Source organism: Streptococcus sp. NM (assembly GCF_003390135.1).
GTDB lineage: Bacteria > Bacillota > Bacilli > Lactobacillales > Streptococcaceae > Streptococcus.
In genome coordinates, this window is the sequence record NZ_QUOS01000003.1 from 217668 (window position 1) to 238422 (window position 20755).

General features: G+C 37.3%; 25 protein-coding genes and 1 pseudogene. 12 read left to right on the top strand and 14 right to left on the bottom strand.

Going from position 1 to position 20755, the window contains the following annotated elements; translation table 11 throughout:
• Positions 1 to 56: 56 nt before the first annotated feature.
• The 9 genes and pseudogenes from DXN33_RS06930 to hisS all read right to left on the bottom strand — a co-directional run bounded on the left by DXN33_RS06930 (position 57) and on the right by hisS (position 5377).
• Positions 57 to 287, bottom strand: coding sequence for a hypothetical protein (locus tag DXN33_RS06930; RefSeq protein WP_000832184.1), 231 nt, complete (start codon positions 285 to 287; stop codon positions 57 to 59).
• A gap of 17 nt (positions 288 to 304) precedes the next feature.
• Complete coding sequence (locus DXN33_RS06935; protein WP_115904696.1) at positions 305 to 946, bottom strand: CPBP family intramembrane glutamic endopeptidase; 642 nt, start codon at positions 944 to 946, stop codon at positions 305 to 307.
• Positions 947 to 955: 9 nt separating this feature from the next.
• Positions 956 to 1654, bottom strand: coding sequence for an ABC transporter permease (locus DXN33_RS06940; RefSeq protein WP_115904697.1), 699 nt, complete (start codon positions 1652 to 1654; stop codon positions 956 to 958).
• The gene (locus tag DXN33_RS06945) at positions 1647 to 2471 is read right to left on the bottom strand and encodes an ABC transporter ATP-binding protein (protein ID WP_000621677.1); all 825 of its coding nucleotides are present in this window, start codon (positions 2469 to 2471) and stop codon (positions 1647 to 1649) included. The genes DXN33_RS06940 and DXN33_RS06945 overlap by 8 nt, the downstream gene beginning before the upstream one ends.
• A gap of 10 nt (positions 2472 to 2481) precedes the next feature.
• Positions 2482 to 3219 (bottom strand): DUF3169 family protein, encoded by a 738-nt coding sequence (locus DXN33_RS06950; RefSeq protein WP_115904698.1) that lies wholly within the window; start codon positions 3217 to 3219, stop codon positions 2482 to 2484.
• Positions 3220 to 3221: 2 nt separating this feature from the next.
• On the bottom strand, positions 3222 to 3419 hold the full coding sequence (locus tag DXN33_RS06955) for a hypothetical protein (RefSeq protein ID WP_115904699.1): 198 nt from the start codon (positions 3417 to 3419) through the stop codon (positions 3222 to 3224).
• On the bottom strand, positions 3419 to 3625 hold the full coding sequence (locus DXN33_RS06960; RefSeq protein WP_001176227.1) for a helix-turn-helix transcriptional regulator: 207 nt from the start codon (positions 3623 to 3625) through the stop codon (positions 3419 to 3421). The genes DXN33_RS06955 and DXN33_RS06960 overlap by 1 nt, the downstream gene beginning before the upstream one ends.
• Positions 3626 to 3634: 9 nt before the next feature.
• Positions 3635 to 3948 (bottom strand): annotated as a pseudogene (locus tag DXN33_RS06965) (hypothetical protein).
• 148 nt (positions 3949 to 4096) lie between these two features.
• Positions 4097 to 5377, bottom strand: a complete 1281-nt coding sequence (hisS, locus tag DXN33_RS06970; protein WP_115904700.1) for a histidine--tRNA ligase — start codon at positions 5375 to 5377, stop codon at positions 4097 to 4099.
• Between the two features lie 167 nt (positions 5378 to 5544).
• Here hisS and DXN33_RS06975 point away from each other — a divergent pair, with 167 nt between their 5' ends.
• Positions 5545 to 5886: a metal-sulfur cluster assembly factor gene (locus DXN33_RS06975; protein WP_001206380.1), complete on the top strand. Its 342-nt coding sequence runs from the start codon at positions 5545 to 5547 to the stop codon at positions 5884 to 5886.
• A 60-nt stretch (positions 5887 to 5946) separates the two neighbouring features.
• Here DXN33_RS06975 and ilvD read toward each other — a convergent pair whose 3' ends face one another.
• Positions 5947 to 7650 (bottom strand): dihydroxy-acid dehydratase, encoded by a 1704-nt coding sequence (gene ilvD, locus DXN33_RS06980; RefSeq protein ID WP_070842793.1) that lies wholly within the window; start codon positions 7648 to 7650, stop codon positions 5947 to 5949.
• A gap of 184 nt (positions 7651 to 7834) precedes the next feature.
• Here ilvD and DXN33_RS06985 point away from each other — a divergent pair, with 184 nt between their 5' ends.
• The 4 genes from DXN33_RS06985 to rpmG all read left to right on the top strand — a co-directional run bounded on the left by DXN33_RS06985 (position 7835) and on the right by rpmG (position 9544).
• A complete protein-coding gene (locus DXN33_RS06985) occupies positions 7835 to 8842 on the top strand; it encodes an SPFH domain-containing protein (RefSeq protein ID WP_004269911.1) in 1008 nt (335 codons plus the stop codon).
• Positions 8843 to 8844: 2 nt separating this feature from the next.
• Complete coding sequence (locus tag DXN33_RS06990; protein WP_000796544.1) at positions 8845 to 9045, top strand: PTS ascorbate transporter subunit IIC; 201 nt, start codon at positions 8845 to 8847, stop codon at positions 9043 to 9045.
• Positions 9046 to 9196: 151 nt separating this feature from the next.
• The gene (gene rpmF, locus DXN33_RS06995) at positions 9197 to 9379 is read left to right on the top strand and encodes a 50S ribosomal protein L32 (RefSeq protein ID WP_000290417.1); all 183 of its coding nucleotides are present in this window, start codon (positions 9197 to 9199) and stop codon (positions 9377 to 9379) included.
• Between the two features lie 15 nt (positions 9380 to 9394).
• Positions 9395 to 9544, top strand: coding sequence for a 50S ribosomal protein L33 (gene rpmG / locus DXN33_RS07000; RefSeq protein WP_001265622.1), 150 nt, complete (start codon positions 9395 to 9397; stop codon positions 9542 to 9544).
• A 280-nt stretch (positions 9545 to 9824) separates the two neighbouring features.
• Here the strand turns inward: rpmG and DXN33_RS07005 are convergent, their stop codons facing one another.
• Entirely contained in the window at positions 9825 to 10268 is a 444-nt protein-coding gene (locus DXN33_RS07005; RefSeq protein WP_101776921.1) for a hypothetical protein, read from the bottom strand.
• 5 nt (positions 10269 to 10273) lie between these two features.
• The gene (locus DXN33_RS07010) at positions 10274 to 12889 is read right to left on the bottom strand and encodes an SEC10/PgrA surface exclusion domain-containing protein (RefSeq protein WP_258864232.1); all 2616 of its coding nucleotides are present in this window, start codon (positions 12887 to 12889) and stop codon (positions 10274 to 10276) included.
• A gap of 151 nt (positions 12890 to 13040) precedes the next feature.
• Here DXN33_RS07010 and DXN33_RS07015 point away from each other — a divergent pair, with 151 nt between their 5' ends.
• Positions 13041 to 13376, top strand: a complete 336-nt coding sequence (locus tag DXN33_RS07015; RefSeq protein WP_047206714.1) for a helix-turn-helix domain-containing protein — start codon at positions 13041 to 13043, stop codon at positions 13374 to 13376.
• 40 nt (positions 13377 to 13416) lie between these two features.
• Here DXN33_RS07015 and DXN33_RS07020 read toward each other — a convergent pair whose 3' ends face one another.
• Complete coding sequence (locus DXN33_RS07020) at positions 13417 to 14328, bottom strand: hypothetical protein (RefSeq protein WP_101776920.1); 912 nt, start codon at positions 14326 to 14328, stop codon at positions 13417 to 13419.
• A 411-nt stretch (positions 14329 to 14739) separates the two neighbouring features.
• Between DXN33_RS07020 and DXN33_RS07025 the strand changes: the two genes are divergently transcribed.
• The 6 genes from DXN33_RS07025 (at position 14740) to DXN33_RS07050 (ending at position 19583) form a co-directional block, all read left to right on the top strand.
• A complete protein-coding gene (locus DXN33_RS07025) occupies positions 14740 to 15036 on the top strand; it encodes a hypothetical protein (RefSeq protein WP_101776919.1) in 297 nt (98 codons plus the stop codon).
• A 47-nt stretch (positions 15037 to 15083) separates the two neighbouring features.
• Positions 15084 to 15554 carry an RNA-binding protein gene (locus tag DXN33_RS07030; protein WP_258864233.1) on the top strand — a complete coding sequence of 157 codons (471 nt, stop codon included), beginning with the start codon at positions 15084 to 15086 and terminating at the stop codon, positions 15552 to 15554.
• 12 nt (positions 15555 to 15566) lie between these two features.
• Positions 15567 to 16319: a cell division protein FtsK gene (locus DXN33_RS07035; protein ID WP_115904701.1), complete on the top strand. Its 753-nt coding sequence runs from the start codon at positions 15567 to 15569 to the stop codon at positions 16317 to 16319.
• 308 nt (positions 16320 to 16627) lie between these two features.
• Positions 16628 to 17878 carry a replication initiation factor domain-containing protein gene (locus DXN33_RS07040; RefSeq protein WP_101776916.1) on the top strand — a complete coding sequence of 417 codons (1251 nt, stop codon included), beginning with the start codon at positions 16628 to 16630 and terminating at the stop codon, positions 17876 to 17878.
• A gap of 78 nt (positions 17879 to 17956) precedes the next feature.
• Positions 17957 to 18217, top strand: coding sequence for a MerR family transcriptional regulator (locus DXN33_RS07045; RefSeq protein ID WP_115904702.1), 261 nt, complete (start codon positions 17957 to 17959; stop codon positions 18215 to 18217).
• 100 nt (positions 18218 to 18317) lie between these two features.
• Positions 18318 to 19583: a site-specific integrase gene (locus tag DXN33_RS07050; RefSeq protein ID WP_115904703.1), complete on the top strand. Its 1266-nt coding sequence runs from the start codon at positions 18318 to 18320 to the stop codon at positions 19581 to 19583.
• Positions 19584 to 20096: 513 nt separating this feature from the next.
• Here the strand turns inward: DXN33_RS07050 and DXN33_RS07055 are convergent.
• The gene (locus DXN33_RS07055; RefSeq protein WP_115904704.1) at positions 20097 to 20747 is read right to left on the bottom strand and encodes a hypothetical protein; all 651 of its coding nucleotides are present in this window, start codon (positions 20745 to 20747) and stop codon (positions 20097 to 20099) included.
• Between the last annotated feature and the right edge of the window lie 8 nt (positions 20748 to 20755).

The window sequence follows — 20755 nt, forward strand, 5'->3', positions numbered from 1 at the left end:
GAAGACTCTAAAAATTGACGCCCATACAAAAATCCGATGAAGTTCACCGGACTCTTTTATTTTGAATTTTTGCCTGCTTTACGCTTTTCAGCAATTTCGGCTGCCTTTCGAGGCAAGACAATTTCCGTTGTGTAAGCTGTCCCAAAGCGCAAGACACCTGCAATAGGGGCAAAGACAACTGCTAGATAGTTGTAGAAGAAATCGCCCTTAAAGGCATAAGCTAGCGCCCCAATGATGAAAAATAGAACAACTGCTTGAATCACTGCTAATAAAATTACTCGTTTCATGTGACCTCCTGACTCTATTATAGCATGAGTATCATCAAAAAGCCGATTAAATTATTCAAAGCGTGGAGAGAAATACTGTAGACCAGACCTTTTCTGCTAATATAAGCCAAGCCCAAACTAAAACCAAGGCTAAAATAGACAAAAAATTGTTGCACATCACCTGGGAAATGAATCAAGGTAAACAGAACACTGGATACCAGAAGAAAAATCAGAGTTTGTTTCCTATTGTCCTGCTTAGGAAAGAGGTAGCGCGCTAACATCCCTCTAAAGATAAGTTCTTCCGTCAAAGGAGCAAAGACCACCACCATAAAGAAACCAAATGCAGGCTGTTCCACTGTCAGTTGAGATACGATTTGTTGACTGACCGACGGATCTTCTGGTAAAAAGAACTGGGCTGTAATAGCCACTAGCAAAACCAGAGTAGGCAACCAGATATGACGATTAAAAGCAGTCGTCTGGATGCTAACCTTTTCTGTCTGATACCATCTGTAAACTCCATAAACATAGGCTCCTGACAGGGCGATATAAAGTGGTAAGACTCCAAAGATTGAAGCCCCTAGTCCAAGAGCTGACAGAGCCATGCTCTGAACCATACCATAGCCAAAGAAAAAGGATAGAACAGCTAGAAGAAACCAGCCAAGGTTTTTAAGTAGTTTCATAAAGTTCTCCTATCTTGCTTTATAGCTATTTTTCAATACAAAGACGTTCGCTATTCCTAACACAAGTACCCAGGCAAGTAACATACCGATGTTAGAAAAAGATATTTCCCCACCTTTTTTATTTAAAAGATTTACAATAGGACCAACGAACGAGTAATCCAACACTTTCTGAATCGTATCATTTTGAAGAGCAATTATAGGTAAAACAGAGACAATTAACATAGGAAAGATACTATAGACTTGCGCTTTAGACTGAGTATCTGATACCGCACCGATTAGAAGGTTGAGAAAAATAATACTAATAGTTGCTAGGAGCAAATAGATAACGTAGGCAAATAAGTAACCTGATAGATCTACTTTAAGATAGACTGGGAGTAAAATCATTCCAAGCAACATAATCAACATAGGGAGGACGAGCATACTAAGAGTATATTCTGTTGCTGTCACACCACTTAGAATGAGTGATTTGAGATTTCGTTTTTCCTTATCTTCTGCCATCATAATCGATACCATATAACCACTTCCCATACTCAAGACCATGGTCAAACTCGTAGAGAGGAGAAACATACTCAATTCTCCATTCTTATTCATGAATTCATTATATAAAACAGCAATACCAAAAGGCATCAATAGAGTCGCCAACAAAGTTGAATTGCTGATAAGAACTTGTAATCTTAACCATAGTAGGGCATTTAATTTTCTAAACATCTAACTTTTCTCCTGTTAATCTGATAAAGATTTCTTCTAGAGTTGGCTCACAAGAGTGAACCACCATCAAATCTGTCGTGTCTAAATGTGGTAATTCTTCAAATGGAACTATCTGTTCTCGTCCATCATTATAAACCACACGTACTTTCTTATCCACATGGTACTTCTGGATAATATCTTGTGGACTTCCATACTCTATTAAGTTCCCCTTATTCAAAAGAGATAAGCGATCACAAAGCAGAGTTGCTTCATTCATATCATGCGTGGTCAGAAAGATAGTTGTCCCCGCCTGCTTTAATTCTTGAAGTAGGGTATGAATCATCTTAGATGTTGTAGGGTCTAAGCCACTGGTTGGCTCATCTAGGAAGAGAATCTTAGGAGCATTCAGAAGGGCACGAGCCAAGAACATTCGTTGTTTCATTCCTGTAGATAGTTTTTCTGCGATAATATCTTTAGCATCTGCCAATCCAACCTGTTGGAGTACCTGATTTACTCTATCTGACTTGAGACCATATAACTTAGCATAGATGAGAAGATTTTTATAAAGACTCATCTTTTCATAAAAACCACTGCCATCACTAACAATACCAATTTGTTCCAAATCATTTGAGGTTAAATCTTGAGAATTCTTGCCTAACAAAACTGTTTTACCTTGATCTGCAGCCAACTGTCCTGTTAAGACATTGATCATGGTTGTTTTACCTGAGCCAGAAGGACCAAGAAAACCAAAGATTTCACCCTCCTTAATCTCAAAAGAAATCTGATGAAGAGCTTTTTTGCTCCCAAAACTTTTGCTTACATTTTCAACACGAATCATAGAAACTCCTTTATTTGAAATAGCGTTTTACCATAGGTAACTGCATCACATTGATATAAATATGGATTGCTCCGACAAGCAAGAAGGCTAGTAACTGAATCTCTCCTGTCAGTAAAGAAAAGAGAGCAATCAGAAAGTAGAGACCTGGCAAGACATAGTTATTTAATTGGAATAAAATCCGAAAACTCTGTTCCAAATTAGCCTTGCGCTCCCCTTCATCGTAAGAATCGAAATGCTCCAAGATATCCTTTGGTGTAGAGAAAAACACCAAACCAATCTGACGAACAATCGCAATAGTCTTAAAAAGATAATTTTGAGCATTGAAAACCAACACTAATCCCAAAAAGGAAAGGGATAAGGTTATATGGCTTATATCGAGTACAATTACTTCACTTCCTGAAATGAAGAGAGCCAATAAAATCGCTACGCTTGCACTATTAAAAGCAATAGTTCCAAACTCGAGATTCCGATACATCTGCACATAATAGGTTTCATTCAGATCATCATCCATTTCCTCTTGATACAAGGAGTGAAATTTTCTGCTTTTCTTTAAGAAATTGAACGTCAAAAGAATACCAACAAAACCTAATACTAAACAAATAGCTGATATCCAGGGTAGCAAGACTTTTACATCTAACATAATTCCATGGGGTTCGGCACCAGCCTTCAACATATCTACAAATATGTACAAGAAAGCTCCCGAGACAACAGACATCAAAAATAACAACAATCCACGTTTCTTTTTCATATTCATTCTCCTTTTTCACTTGCTAAATTGTTTGCTTTCTTTTCAATCCAGTCAACGACTGGAATAAGAGCAAAGTAGGCCCAAATAAATTGGTCACTGTAATAGAGATCAAACAATCCTAGATTTGTTCCAATTAGTAGACACACGCTGACTAATAGAGCTATGGCAACTACATAATAGATCACTTTATACTTGTTCATCACTCGTCCTCCTCCAAGCGAAATACCGATTCGACTGTTTCGTTGAAAATTTGAGATATTTTGAGGGCAATGATAATGGATGGGGTGTACTCATCCCGTTCTAGTAGACTAATGGTCTGTCTGGAAACCCCTGCTAGCTTAGCTAGGTCGGTTTGATTGAGGCCATCGCGAGCCCGCAGCTCTTTTAGACGATTTTTTAGTTGCATGTTACACACCTACTCTCCGTCAAATTCAACGGCTTGGATATCCTCAATACGTTGCAGCTTGAATTTTTCTTTCCCATTTTTATCAACATGACGTAGTTTGACCCATTCCTCATCAACATCCACAACTTCCCATAAAGATGTTCCAAACACTTGTCCAACGATTGTTGGATTTTTCCCAATTAATTCTTGCAATAATCTTGACATATCTATATTTCCTTTCTGTTTTTTCTCAATTCTTTTAATTTTATTCTCTAGTTTCTTGACCTTTTGGGAATGGTAGATATAATACATAATCACAAGAGGTACAAACCTAATGCCCACATAATCGTTCCTTTCTCCTTTTCTCTTAACTTGCTTACATTGTAACACATCTTTTTCTTTTTGACAAGTATATTTGTCAAAAAGTTTATGATTTTTGTCATTTTGCAAAAGAAAAAGGTCAGAGTAGTTTTCTGACCAGTTTTTCTGTTATTAAAACCCTAGTTTTTCAAAGATTTCTGAGAAGTTTTGGCTGATAGTATCAAGCGCAACTTCCACTTCTTCTCGGGTTTGATTGTTCTTGACCGTTACTTGTCCGCTTTCGACTTCACTCTCTCCTAGGGTGATGAGGGTCTTAGCCGCAAAGACATCGGCTGACTTGAACTGAGCTTTTAGTTTACGGTTGAGGTAATCACGCTCTGCTTTGAATCCTTGTTGGCGAAGGGCTTGTACCAACTCCAAGGCCTTGACATTTGCTCCTTGACCCAAGACCGCGATATAGACATCTAGGGCATTTTCGATAGGGAGGGTCACACCTTGCTTTTCAAGAATGAGAAGCAGGCGCTCTACACCAAGTCCAAAACCAAAGCCAGCAGTCTCAGGACCACCAAAGTAAGCAACCAAACCATCGTAGCGACCACCCGCACAGACTGTCAAGTCATTGCCCTCAATCTCAGTAATGAACTCAAAAATGGTGTGGTTGTAGTAGTCCAGACCACGTACCATATTGGTATCGATGATATAGTCTACTCCAAGATTTTCCAACATCTGACGCACAGCATCAAAGTGTGCTTGGCTTTCTTCATCAAGGAAATCCAAGATAGACGGTGCATTCTCCACTGCCACCTTGTCTTCTTTTTCTTTAGAGTCCAAGACACGGAGAGGATTTTCCTCCAAACGACGTTGGCTATCCTTAGACAAAGTCTCCTTGAGCGGTGTCAAATAGTCAATCAAGGCTTGACGGTAAGCAGCACGGCTCTCAGGATTTCCAAGAGTGTTGAGGTGCAATTTGACACCTTGGATACCGATTTCTTTCAGGAAGTGAGCTACCATAGCGATGGTTTCCACATCGGTAGCTGGATTGCTAGAGCCAAAACACTCAACCCCAATCTGGTGGAACTGGCGCAAACGCCCTGCCTGTGGACGCTCATAGCGGAACATAGGGCCCATGTAGTAGAACTTGCTTGGCTTTTGCACTTCTGGGGCGAAGAGTTTATTTTCCACATAGGAACGGACAACAGGCGCAGTTCCTTCTGGACGGAGGGTAATATGACGGTCACCCTTGTCATAAAAATCGTACATTTCCTTGGTTACGATATCCGTTGTATCTCCGACAGAGCGACTGATAACCTCGTAATGCTCAAAAATAGGCGTGCGCACTTCTGCATAGTTATAGCGCTTGAAAATCTCACGGGCAAAGCCCTCAACGTACTGCCATTTGGCAGATTCAGCAGGTAAAATATCCTGCGTTCCTTTTGGTTTTTGTAATTTCATAGGGAATCCTCTTTAAACTTAATAGTCTTATTTTACCATAAATAGAAGGATTAAAACAGTAAGAGAAGAAAATCTCAAGAGAGTCTTTTCAGAAAATTCATCAAAAACTTGCCAAATTGTCAGAATTATGAGAAAATAGAGGATATTTATCACGTGGAGGGACTGTAATGAGAGAGGATATCAAAATCAATGACCGTGCTTTGGCCTTGCAAGACCAAATTATCGAAAAGCTAGAGAAGGTTTTTGATACAGATGTGGAATTGGATGTTTACAATCTAGGGTTGATTTATGAAATCAATCTGGATGAAACAGGTCTCTGCAAGATTGTCATGACCTTCACCGATACAGCCTGCGATTGCGCAGAAAGTTTGCCTATCGAAATCGTTGCAGGTCTGAAACAAATCGAGGGTATCGAAGATGTCAAGGTTGAAGTCACCTGGTCACCTGCTTGGAAAATCACACGAATCAGTCGCTACGGCCGTATTGCCCTTGGACTGCCACCTCGTTAAGCAGGCAAATCACTTTTGAAGATGAAAAGAAGCAAGCCGAAGTTGGCTTGCTTTTTGAATTTACTTTTTACCTGACTTGTCCATATTCCAGAAGTCTGTCACGGCTCCGCGTGAAGCAGATGATACGATATGAGCATATTTACCGAGGACACCACGGCTGTAAAGTGGTGGCAAGGTTGTTTCTGCCTTGCGTTTTTCAAGTTCTTCTTCGGATACGGCCATAGAAATTTCTTTGGTATCTTGGTCAACCGTAACGATATCGCCTGTACGAAGGTAAGCGATTGGTCCACCATCTTGAGCTTCAGGAGCGATATGTCCAACAACCAGACCATAAGTACCACCAGAGAAACGGCCGTCCGTCAAGAGGGCCACCTTATCTCCCTGACCTTTACCGACAATCATTGATGAAAGTGACAGCATCTCAGGCATACCAGGACCACCTTTAGGTCCAACGAAACGAACAACGACTACATCGCCATCAACGATTTCATCTGTCAGAACGGCCTGAATCGCATCTTCTTCTGAGTCAAAGACCTTAGCTGGTCCAACGTGACGACGAACTTTAACACCTGATACCTTGGCAACTGCACCGTCAGGAGCAAGATTCCCGTTCAAGATGATAAGCGGACCGTCCGCGCGTTTTGGATTTTCAAGGGGCATGATAACTTTTTGACCTGGTGTAAGGTCTGCAAAGTCAGCCAAGTTTTCAGCTACAGTCTTACCAGTACATGTAATGCGGTCTCCATGAAGGAAACCATTTGCCAAGAGATATCTCATAACCGCAGGCACACCACCGACTTCGTAGAGATCTTGGAAGACATACTGACCAGATGGTTTCAAGTCAGCCAAGTGAGGCACACGTTCTTGGATCATATTGAAGTCCTCAAGTGACAAGTCAACGTTGGCAGCATGGGCAATGGCAAGCAAGTGAAGAGTGGCATTTGTAGAACCACCGAGAGCCATAGTTACAGTGATAGCATCTTCAAAGGCTTCACGAGTCAAGATATCTGATGGCTTGAGACCGAGCTCCAACATCTTAACAACAGCACGTCCTGCTGCTTCGATGTCTTCTTTCTTGTCAGCTGATTCAGCTGGGTGAGATGAAGATCCTGGTAAACTCATACCGAGAACTTCGATAGCAGTCGCCATGGTATTAGCTGTGTACATACCACCACAGCCACCAGGGCCAGGGCAGGCATTACATTCAAGACGTTTCACGTCCTCAGCTGTCATATCACCGTGGTTCCATTTTCCGATACCCTCAAAAACAGAAACCAAGTCAATATCTTTACCATCAAGATTTCCAGGTGCAATGGTTCCACCATAAGCGAAAATAGCTGGGATATCCATATTGGCAATGGCAATCATAGAACCAGGCATGTTCTTGTCACAGCCACCGATAGCGACGAAGGCATCGACGTTGTGACCACCCATAGCCGCCTCGATTGAGTCCGCAATGATATCACGAGATGTCAAAGAGAAACGCATACCAGGCGTTCCCATGGCAATCCCGTCCGCTACAGTGATAGTCCCAAACTGCACAGGCCAAGCACCTGCAGATTTGACACCTTCTTTAGCCAATTTCCCAAAATCATGTAAGTGGATGTTACATGGTGTGTTTTCCGCCCAAGTCGAGATTACTCCCACAATCGGTGTTTCAAAGTCCTTATCTGTCATACCAGTCGCACGAAGCATGGCACGGTTTGGTGATTTTACCATACTGTCATAAATGCTACTGCGGTGACGCTTATCTAATTCAGTCATTTGTTCCCTCCCATTTCAGTTTTTACTATTATAGCACATTTTAAAAGCAATGAACAGAAGAAAATTCTTGAATTTTCAGAAAATTCTATACAGAAATATTTTCTTTAAAAATGTTACATTTATTTCTTGACTTTATAAATTAAAGTGATATCATTTAGATATCAAATAATAGGAGGTCATTCTTATGACTGAAAAACTAATCAATTCAAAACCAAATGGTGTATTCGCATTGATTCTCATTGAATTGGCGCTCGTACTCGGTATCTTTATATTTATAATGGGTGTTGGTTCGGAAAACATTTTTGGAATTATTATCGGACTTTTATTAAGCTTAATTGCAGGCCTAGCTCATGCTGGTTTAAAAGTTGTCAAACCTCAGGAAGCTCTGGTTTTGACCCTTTTTGGTAACTATACAGGTACCATCAAAGAACCTGGTTTTTACTTTGTTAATCCCTTCAGCGTAGCAGTCAACCCTGCAAATCACACTAGACTGGGACAAAGTGGTGATGTTAGCACAAAATCTCCTTTGTCAGGAATGAAATCATCAAATGGCAATGATGTAAACATTGAAATTGGCAAAAAACAGATTTCCCTCAAGGTTATGACCTTGAGCAATTCTCGCCAAAAAATCAATGATTGTCTAGGAAATCCCGTAGAAATCGGGATCGCGGTAACTTGGAGAGTTGTTGATACAGCCAAAGCAGTCTTCAATGTGGACAACTACAAAGAATATCTTTCATTGCAATGTGATAGCGCCCTCCGAAATATTGTCCGCATCTATCCTTACGATGTCTCTCCTAATGTGGATACTACAGGTGACGGGCAAGCAGATGAAGGTAGTCTCCGTGGTTCTAGTGAGATTGTAGCTAACCGTATTCGTGAGGAAATCCAAAGTCGTGTTGAGGATGCTGGCTTGGAAATCCTTGAAGCACGTATTACTTACCTAGCTTACGCTCCAGAAATTGCTGCTGTCATGCTTCAACGCCAACAAGCATCTGCCATTATTGATGCCCGTAAGATGATTGTGGATGGTGCTGTAGGAATGGTTGAAATGGCACTAGAACGACTCAATGAAGGGGAATTGGTAGAGCTTGACGAAGAACGAAAAGCTGCCATGGTTTCAAATCTCCTTGTCGTACTCTGTGGCAATCATGATGCACAACCAATTGTCAACACAGGAAGTCTTTACTAAAGATGGCTGAAGCTAAAAAGAAGCAGATCCCCCTTCGACTCTCAACAAAGTTATACGCTGCACTCGCATCATGGGCAGAAGATGACTTTCGTTCAGTCAATGGGCAAATCGAATATCTCCTCACAGAATGTGTCAAACAACGGAAGAAAGACGGAAAATACGTATCAGAAACCATTGACGAACCATTTGAGATTGATATTTAACACCTTCTCCTGTCTGCTAGGACTGACAGGAGAATTTTTTCATCTTTTTTTGTCAAGTAACTTTACTTTACAAAAAAAATGTGTTATTCTAATATGGTTGATGAAAATCAGTAGATTGAATCGAATATAAATACCTAAAGGAGAAATCAAAATGGCAGTACCTGCACGTCGCACTTCAAAAGCGAAGAAAAACAAACGTCGTACACACTACAAAGTAACAGCTCCATCTGTAAACTTTGACGAAACTACTGGAGATTACTCACGTTCTCACCGTGTATCACTTAAAGGATACTACAAAGGACGTAAAATCGCTAAAGCTGCATCAGCTGAATAATAGAAGGGAGATACCATGCGCGTAAATATTACACTTGAACACAAAGAATCTGGTGAACGCTTGTACCTTACTTCTAAAAACAAACGTAACACTCCAGACCGTCTTCAATTGAAGAAATACTCACCAAAACTTCGCAAACACGTTGTGTTTACAGAAGTTAAATAAGGTTTCATTACATTTCAGTACATACTGAAAAACATTGATTTCATGCGATTTTTAAAATATTGAATTTCATTACAAATCATTTGAAATCAGTTCTATAGCAACCTTTTTGGCAACCTTTTTTGAAATGAAAAAGAAAGTCAACAATCGAAGAATGTAAAGTCCTAAGAATTTTCTAGGACTTTTTTCATTCCTAAAAATTGTTGGAATAGCGCAGTCTTTTCAATAAATTTTAGGAATCAAAAAAAATCTTCCTACAATAAGTAAGAAGATTTTTTATTTTTTATTTTCTCATCCAAGAATCATGTACTAATTCATTAATTTGATGACTATATTTTGCATAGTTGTAATGATAGTGATTAGAAGCTCTTGATAAAACATCCCCAGTTTTTTTATCAGGTTGAACATATTTCTCAAATTCTGCTATAGGAATTATAAATAATTCGAGCCCCTGAATTTTATTATCTGATACTTTGCTTATGGCATAAGCAATACAATCAATATATTTTCCATTATTATATTTTTGAAATTTTTTAACAGTTTCATAGTTTGCTTCAACAGTAGTAGTTTCAGATTCTATCGGAATTGTTCTAGTAACGGGCAAAATTCTATATTTTTCTTTCCCTTTTATTGCTTTCAAATAATTTCCTTGATTTGTTACAGTAAAGTTTCTAATTGATAAATTATATTTGATAAATTCTCTTAGACAATTTCTTGTATTACTCATTTATTCTACCCTTTTCTATCCTTTTTTATATACCCTAATCCTAAACTTGCTAATAAGCTAAAACCTAATAAGCCTAGCATCGTCTCCTTTGTTCCTGTATTTGGAAGTTGTTTCTTAGGTTCTGCTTTTGCATTTGTAGCTTGTGCAGGAGCTTGATATGTTTTATCGTCTTTAGTTCCTACTGTCGCAACTACAACCTTGTTTTGAGCCTTCGCATCTACGATGTCAACAACTTTACCGTTAGCGTCAGTAACTTCTTTAGGTCGACCACCTGCTTTACGGATTTCTTCTGCTCTGTCTTTCAAAGCCTGCAAGCGTTGTTGTTCAGCAAGGTATGCATCATGGTCGGCTTTGAGTTGCTTGAAGTTCTCATACCCACGAGCCTTAGCTTCAGCGATACCCTCAAGACGAGCCAACTCTTCCTTAGCAGTTTCCAACTCAGCACGAAGTACACCAAGTTTAGCATTAGAATCAGTAAGCTCTTTGTCCAAAGTCTTAAGGACTTCATCACGGTGTGTAAGGGCAAGTTCAAGAACTGTATGAGTGTCACTAGCTTCTTTAGATGCTTCACGTTTACGAGCAAGGTCTTCACCAGCTGACTTACGAGCCAAGACTGCTACATTATGAGCCTTAGTAAGGACTTCCAATTCACCCTTAGCAGTTTCAAGAGCCTTGTCAGCAGTTGATTTTTCAGCTTTAGCAGTCTCAAGAGCTGTTTTAGCTTCAGCGAGAGCCTTAGCCTTGTCAGTAGCGTTTGATTTAGCTAGAGCAAGTGATTCCTTAGCAGTTTGCAAAGCTTTAGTGTCTTGTGCTAGTTTAGATTTAGCGTCAGCAAGAGCCTTTTCAAGCGCTGGAACATCAATCTTGTTACCTACTACGTTAGATAAACGAGTACGAGCATTAGCAAGAGCTGTTTCTGCGTTAGTGTAAGCAGTTTGGGCTGATTGGACAGTTGATTTGGCTTCGTTAGAGGCTTTGAGGGCGTCATCATAAGTTGATTGAGCCAGTGAGAGTTTTTCTTGTAAAGCTTTAGTGTTGTTGTTTGCAGTGATTACTTTTGTTTTGTCGAATTTAGCATTTTCAGAAATACCGTTGTCAGATGTACCGTCGATGTGGATATTGACGTTACCTTCGCTTGTAGGTTGGAAACCAACACCGATGTAGTTTTGATAAACTAGGTCTGGTTTGTTAATGTCACTTAGACGAGCAAAACTAAGAGCATGCGCCCAGTTTAAACGTTCTTCTGAGTCAGAGTCTAGGAATAATCCGATAAGAATGTTTTCATAGATAGCTTCTTTAAGCTCTGCTAAGTTTGATATCCCCTTCTCACTGAAACCAAGGTTTTCAGAGATAAGAACACCATTAGCATTACCTACCTTGTCCATAGCATCAAAGTCATGATTGAACTCTTCTTTAGACGCTTTTGCAACTTCTTTAGCAATACGCATAGAGTCTTCTGTTACAATAGCACGTGGTCTACCAAAAGCATCTCGGACTTGGTTGATAAGGTCTGCAGTGAATAGATTAATTTCACGCTCTACTTCTGGAGTAAGATTTTTAACGTTTACAGGAACATTTCTATCTTTTTCGGGAGCCTTATACTTGTTAGGATTACCCTCAGCACCTAGAATACCTCGATTTTCTAGCTCTTTTTTACCTAGAGCCTTTAACTGGTCTGAGAAAGACATATTTTTAGTATTAGAGTACTCTCTTAGAAGTCTAACATATTCAGAACTAATATTAAGTTTTGCCTGACCTCCGTCAACACTTTCCAACTCTTCTTTAGCACGTTCTAGGTCGGCTTTAGCCGTAGTGACTGCCTTATCTTTATTAGATTGGTCAGCCTTAGCATTAGCAAGGGCTGTAGTGGCTTGGCTGAGGTTAGATTCAGCTTGAGATACCCCACTTTGTGCATCTTTGATAGCTTGGTCTTTGTTAGATTGAGCTTGTTTAGCGTTATCAAGGTTAGTCTGAGCAGTTTCTACTGCTTGAGTGTCTTCAGCGACTTGGTTAGTAAGCGTAGCTACCTCTTTTTCAAGTTGGGTGGTGTCAGTAGTAGATGAAAGAGAATCTACTTTTTTCTGAGCGTCAGCTACCTTATTAGCCGTAGCTGTAGCAGTTTTCTCAGCATTAGACACTACCTTAGTCTGGTCAGCAACCTTCTCAGCAGTCGCAGATAAAGACTTATCAGCATCAGCTACAGTCTTCTCAGCCGTAGCAAGCTCACTGGCTTTCTTGTCAGCGTCAGCCTTAGCCTCAGCTACCTTTTCAGGTGTAACAGACTTAGCTTCTTCTTTCTTCTTAGTAGTGTCAGCGATAGTCTTTTCAGTATTAGCAATCTTAGTTTCTGTAGATGAAACAACTTCTTTTTGCTTAGCTACGTCCTGATTAGCCTTGTCCGATTCAGCCTTAGCCTTGTCAACATCTTGTTGACTTGGAACTTTAGGTTTAACCTCGTCCTTAGTAACTACCCTAGTTGCTGGCTCGTTAACGGCTACTTCGGTTTCGCTAGCAGATACCGTAGTAGATACCCCAAAAGCCGAGATTGCAAGCGTTGAAATAACTGCACCTGTGCGCAACTTCTTGATGGTTCCGTGACCTTGTGTGTTTGATTCCATCATATAAACTCCTTTATGTCTTAAAAGACTGTTTTATGAATAATATTATACCACATTTTACAGTCTTTTAAATATTATTCTTTCAAAAATTTCAGTCTTTTGATAACGATTTATTCAACGAGATAAACTTGTATGATAGTTATGAGGTACTATCATGACTGAAAAAATAAATTTAAGAGAATTTGTTGCAAAACAAATCAGACTTCTAAGACTGAAAAGCGGGATGACACAAGAATATCTAGCAGAAAAAGCTGATTTGGGTTTTAACTATATATATAGGTTAGAAAATAAACAATTAAACGTTAAGCTTGAAACCATTGAAAAAATTATACAAGCACTTGAAGTTGATATGAATACTTTTTTTAATATTGAAAATCAAAATCAAAGCGGAGAGTTTTCACAACTCATTGAAGATATTAGAAATCTACCGACAGAAAAAAGAGAACCTACTATAAAGGCTCTCCGAGATATATTAAAACAAATAAATTAAGCCAAGTATTTTTGAACTTGGCTTTTTTAAATTTGCTAATTTAATTTTTAGTTTCTCCCTTTATATCATGCTCTGTTTTAGTCTGACTGTGAATAAATTTAGGTATATCTTCACCATTCAATGCTTTCTTAGCATTATTGAATAGCCAATCTAGTAAAACAAATTTATCATAAGTTTTTCCAAATTTAATGTTAAATTCATTCATCCCCGCTAGTCCATTAGTTGCTTTTTCAATGCAATCCAATAATCCTAACTCTTCTAGATGTTCAACTAGCATAAATGAAGCAAGACGATTATCTAACCGAGACAATATTTCAATATTTTCTTCAGATTCAAATATCTTTTCAACAAGAGGAAGATATTCAATAGCTTTCGAGATAGTATCTAATTTGCTAGTAATTTCAAATAGATTATCTTGTTCAGAGATACTCTTATAAAAGTGATCAATCCATACAATTAGAGCGTAGTCATTAATTTTAGTTTTCTTATTTGGGAACTCTACACTTTTTAAGCTTGATATTATGGAGTTTTTTAATGATTCCGCTCGTTTATCATCTGATAATACAGCTTTTGCCTTATTTTTTAAATCAAGTTTTTCTAATTTATTAGTGATTATATTAGATACTTCTGTAATATAATCTTCATTTTCCTTCTCTATTTCATCCACAATAGTCTCTGCAAATCTTTCTAATGCAGTAGATTTTTTGTTTATATTATCTTTGTCAAAGGAAGGAAAAATAGCTAAATAATTATTTTTAGAAACTACCTTACCAGTCAACAAATTTTCTGCTGTCTGGTCGCTCATGTGAAACTTTTCTGCTAGATAAGCAATTTTAGCTTCATAATCTCCACTAATCCCTTGTTCTTCTTTAAACTCTTTAAATTCTTCCATTTTGTGCATCAAATTAACTGTAACTGCAACAAGCATGCGTTCTTCTTTTTTTTCTTCCATAGCAAACATCCTTTACACAAAAAAGTTTATGTATCATTTTAGCATTAATACATTTTAAACGTCAAGATATTAACGGGTTTTTATAAAAGTTTAGGGTAAAACGTTTTCAATAACAATCTTACAAAAATTTATTTTTTTTTGAACCAAATAATCTCGGTAGATAATAAATTATATTCCACTGAAAGTGCTATGTAGCAAGCTTTAAACAATGGTTTGAACAAACAAAAAAATCTTAAAAAAACCAAGAAAAATTATTACTTATATTTTAAGTGAATTTAGGTAAAGTCTTGTCAGTTTTTATGGAATAATTAAGATGTGAGGTAGCTATCACACAATACATATCTTCAATAAATTTGAAAAGCCGTGAATTTTTTGATGTATTTAATAAAACGGTTAGAAAAGAGGTAGCCTATGGAAGCTACACAAACAACATTGCAGGGTCGATTTATTGGCGCATCGGCAGTAAAAGACTATACATCTGGTCTCAGCACTGGTCAAACCAATTTGACTATTGGTGTACGAACTTCAGACGGTCGATTTAGTCAAACAAATATCAAGGCTGATATAGTTAATGTCTCTGACTTTACGACTTTATTTGATGAAAAAGTAGAAATTATTCTCGAAAATGTTTCTATCAACGCCTACACTAATGGGAACCGTGCTGCGCTCTCAGTAAAAGCTAAGTCTGCTTTTATTGAATTGGTTTAATGGGTAATGGGGAGTATCTCCCCTTATCCTTAGAAAGGAATCATTATATGTCGTTTATATCTTGGTTGATTATCTTATTTGCTGGATTTCTTTATTTAGCTCTTAGGGTAAGTGAAATTAGAGAAAAGCAGAAACAGGATCAGACGCTTCAGTTAAACCTTCCAACAATCACAGCAGATATTGAACAGGTAATTGAAGAAAGCGCCACTGTTTCAGGTCAAAAACTTCTTTTTGATAGTCGCTACATTCGATTCTTGCAAAGTAACGATGACAATAGCTCTCACCTTGTTAGTTTTCCAATTATGTTATCAAAGAAACCTGATATCAATGAAGAAAGCTATGTTCAACAAGTCTTTTTAATACAGTTTAACAAATACATAGCTGAATCTACAACCTATGAAAGCTGGTCAGACAAAGGGCAGTGGCTTTCTGTTACGCCTCAATTTGGAAAACTGTTACGGTATAATAATCAGTATTATCTAAATTTGGAAATTCAGTTTTCTTACACTTCTAAATAGGAGTATTAACAGATGAAATGCTTTCTTGATAAAAATCTATTTGAGTACAGAAATCATTTTTTCTGGGATATACCAGTTGAGCGTGTACCTCACGCTCTTTTGGTAGGCTCCTCAGGCTCAGGTAAGACCTATGCAACAAAGGTCTTTTTAGCAAGGTTTGCTTGTACCTACCCAGAAGCAACGTTCCTTATTGGTGATTACAAAGCTGATACAGACTTTGCCTTTCTAAATGGCTGTAAAGGATTTAAGCGATTTGATGAGGTTTCAGAATTACTTACTCTAGGATTAAAAATCCTTGAAAATCGCCAAAAAGGAATCGATAGTTCCAGAGAATTTGTAGTGGTTTGCTTCGATGAGTTCAATGCGTGGCAAAATAGCCTAGACAAAAAGGAGCGTGAACAAGCTATTAAAGACTATACTCGCCTTATTCAACTAGGACGATCCTTTTCAATTTTTGTTATTATTTCCCAGCAAGATGCCCATAAAGCAAGCTTGGGGTTATCACGTGATTCTATAGGTACAGTAATTGCACTAGGCAAATTATCTAAAGAAACGGTCTCAATGCTCTTTTCTGATGAAAAAGATGACATTGTGCGAAACAATCCAAGAGGTGTCGGCTACATGAAGATAGATGGGCAAGATAGTCGTCATATACTTGTACCAAGTCACAATATACCTCCTTTAGAAAAACTGCTTCGGGAGGCTGTTCAACGTTCAGACTGCTATTTTCTTGATGAAGAGGCTGTTGACCCTGATTCACTTTAGAGAATCAGATGGTCTTACAGCCTCGCCAGCTTTAGCTGGCTATTATACGGGGGACATGTAAAGACCCCCGTTCCATTTGACCTTGTTCTAAAGCTTTGTAAATTCCACTTTAGGGTAAAATGCTCAATCCCCTTAAAATGCTGTTATATCAACGTTATTCTATAACTTTTTATTTAGGGTGGTTACTTCCTGAAACTGTGAGAGAATAAAAGCGTAGAAATTTCTCTACATTACAATAAATAGTTAACTAAAGCAATATTTTCCGCCCAGTTAACTTTCACTCTTTAGGCGGATAGAAAGAAAATAAAATGATTTGTAAAAATGAAATTGAAAAGTATCTTCAAAAAGATAACAACCATAACCCAGTCATTATGACCAGTGTCGATGAAGCTACATTTGTCATCCAACCGACAGAAGATACTGTAGGAGAATATCCTGATAATTGGCATCAAATTGCTTTATCGCTGTCTGAAACAGTAGCAGAAAAGCTATCCCTCCCAGTTCTCTTTGGAAATTATATTCCACTAAAAACCCCACCAGCAGGTTATACAGAGGGATTTACCTTTCAGAATCTCCCCTATTACTTTGCGATTGCTTGGCATCAGACTAACTTCACTATGGGAATTATCCTAAAAATTTCTGCATCAGCTTTGTCTCACTATAAAGCCTCCTATCAAGACTATTACAGTGAAGCAATTGACGTTCACAATATAGCACAACTGCTGTACGCTGACTATTATGATTTGCGCCTTTCTCGTATTGACCTTGCTGTTGATTACTTTAATTATCCAATGGCTGTCAATGACCTTTACCAAGGATTAAAAATCAAAAAATATATTATCACCAATCATAAAGGACGTAAAAACGTTTCTAAGATTAGCGCTCAAGAAGTGAATGGTCAAGCTCAAACTATGTATATTGGTAGCAGGAAAAAGAATGTAAGTGCTCTATTGCGTATCTATAACAAGTATCAGGAACAATTAGACAATCAAGGTCGCTATATGCACTTAACTAAGTATTGCAATTCTTGGGTACGCATGGAGGCTTCCTACAAAGGTACTTATAGCAATCAAATTCTAACCTTATTGCTTGCTATTGATAGCTCTCAAGATTTGAGCAAGCTCATTGTCAACAAAATGATTGATAAATATTGTTTCCATGATGCAGAGACTGGTCAACTGTTGCCATTCACTAGTGATTTACTTAAAGGTTTTGGTATCTTCCCAGAGCTTGAATCCTTAAACTCCCGAAATAATGATTTATTAGCAACCATTTCTTATTTGTTAAAAGGTAGCGGATTTTATCCACTTCTAAAGAAAATTGAGGAAATTTGGGGTACGCAAGCCCGTAATTATTTCATCATCAGGTTAGTTCAAGAATACGAATTCAACTACATCCCAAATCCAGATGTTGGGATATGGTTAAACAAATTCGGTGGTGAACTGTCAAAACTAAATTTTAAAGATTTTCTGGAAGATGCCTTTCAAATCTTTTACCAAAAAAACAACATCACTCCTAAAGATTCCGCCAAGAAGCCTAAAAGTGATGTTGCGGATTAGCAAGAGATAAGCAGTAGCTTACCCCTACTGCTATTATCTCATATTTCAATTATATTTACCAAAGAAAGAGAGAGTAGTATGTCTAGCAATAATTTTGATTTAAAGCAAATCGAACTCATGCTTCACACTATCATTGAAATGCTAAAGAATTTGAACAGCGAAAAAAGAAGTTCATGCATCTACACACAAAAAGAGATTTTAGATCTGCTCAGTATTTCCCCTAACACATTAAAGTCATGGGAAAATAGAGGTCTTAAACGTTTAGAACCACCTATTGAGGGTAATAGAACCGTTTACTATCATATTGATACTATTTTAGAGTTTTTAAGCCACAACTAGAAGTGAAATGTGCTAGAATAGAAGTATCAAAAAAGAAAGAAAGTGAGATACTATCTATTTTAGCTTTTTTCAATTCTTCGATTGATTGAGGAGAGCAACTATGAATATAGAAAAAATCATCCATAAAGGCAAAACCGTCCTCAAGAAAGTAAAGGACAATGGCGAGATTAGTTATTCAGTAAAGAGCGTCTATCTAGGCTTAGATATAAAGACTGGAAAACCTGTAAAAACAACTGTAACAGCTAAAACCCTACGATCCTTAGATCGTAAAATTATTCAAGCTAAAATTGATTGGGAAGAAAATGGTTCAACAAGGAAAGAAACTTTTAGCATTGCTACCTTGTCAGATCTAGCTGAAATGTGGTTCTCCAACTACGAAACTTGGGTCAGCTCAGATAACACTCTAAACCGAGTGAGGAACTATCTAGACACCTATATCCTCCCCAAATTCGGACACTATCAACCAGATAAAATCACTTCTTCCGATATACAAAAATGGATTAACGAGCTTGCCCAAAAATCTAAAGAATCTGTCAATGCTGGTAATAAACGAGCTAAAAAAGGAAGCGCAAAAGATTTCGGAGCAATCGCTCATAAATTAAGAGAGATTTTTAATTTTGGAATAACACATTTTGAACTCAAATATAATCCTGTTCAATCTATCAAGATTCCGCCAAAACCAAAAAGCAATCAAAAACGCATTATGGTTCTTCATGATGAAGATTTAACTATCTGGCTAAATTTCGTCGATACTTTACCTAATACTAGGGCTAATCGGCGATTTAAAGTTATCTGCGACAGTCTACTTGCTTCAGGAATGAGAATCAATGAGCTATTAGCTTTGACTATATATGACCTTGATTTTGAAAGTTCTGAAATATTAGTCACTAAAACTCTTGTATGGAAAAATGCAAACCCTAAGTTAGGATTAAAAGGAAAGGTTGTTTGTAAAAATACTCCTAAATCTGATTCGGGCAATAGAAAAATAGCTGTTCCGTACCAAATTATTGAGCAACTTCAAAACTTCCATGATGAAATGAATCTTTATTTCAAGAAGAACGGTCTTTCAAAAAGCAAGTTGATTTTCCCAACAATTTACGGAAACTATATGTGCGATAGGAATGAACGTGCTACACTCAAAAGACGATTACAGGAAGTTGATCTACCTGACTATGGTTTTCACTTATTCCGTCATACACACGCTTCAATGATGTTAAATGCTGGTATGAATTGGAAAGAGTTACAGGTTCGCATGGGACATAAGTCTATCAAAACTACTATGGACATATATGCCGAGCTTGCCCCTAAAAATCAAACACAAGCGGTAGATATTTATCTAAATAAAATTGCGGAGCTAACCTCATAAAATTCATGGCAACCTTTTTGGCAACCTCTGACAGTTTTATCCAAATCAATAGCTTATAAACATTGATTTAATAGGGTTTATCACAACTAAAATAGATTTTAAGTATTCCTTACAGAAGTTAAGTAAACATTCAATATGAATCAATACAGAAGAAAAACGCTTGATCAGCGTTTTTTCTTTTTGTTAATTTCAGTACATTGCAATAAAAATCATTCGAATGACTACATTTTTTGTGAAATAAAATTGAACTGCACCCCAAAAGTTAGATTTTTTCTGTCTAACTTTTTGGGGTCAGTACATATTGTCTAGAGCATTTTTGGATTTTATAATCTATTCAATCTTTGGTTTCCAATCATCAATTTTCAACGAATCACCATATAAATCATAAGCAATTAAGATTAATGTAATTTTTGAAGCAATATCTCTATCTTCATAATTCATTTTATCTTATTATTAAATCTTCTATTTTTATCAAGATTGATATTTCAATTTCAACATGGTTCATATTGATTTTTAAATCTCTTTTTGTTTATTATCAAAAACTTTTTTTGAATCAATGATTTTTTGGTAAAAATCATATTCAATCTCTGTAAAGTGACAAAATACTTCAGCACACTCAATTAAAATAGGATTTAGTTTTTCTCTTGGGGGCAATCCAACTGAAAATTTAATTTTGTCTCCTTTTTCAAAACATTCGGTCCAAAAGGCTTCATGAAATGCGACTTCAGACAAATGAACATAACCAGATGATTTATTGTAAATTTCTTTAATCTCAGGATAATACTCCGATATCCTTTCCTTAAGATTTGCATCAGTCATCTTTCTGTTTTGATTATCTTTCAAATTTCTAATAGCTTTACCACTTAAAGTCTCTTTAATAAATAATCTTCTGTCTTCTGATATAAAAGCCGCGAAAACTCTCATAAGGTTATCAAGTTGTGTTCGTACTAAAATTCCTGAACAAGTCAGATTTCTCGTTCTTAATAAGTCTATTATTCCATCAATAAATTGAATTCGTCTGTTAAGTGCTGAAAGAAAAAATATATCATTTTCAGTAAGATTTTCACCAACAATACCTTCAGCTATTCTCTTTGATTCTTCACGATATTCTCTTAATTTATTGAAATATGTCTCTATTTCATTGAAATACTCATCATTTGTCATTAGATTTC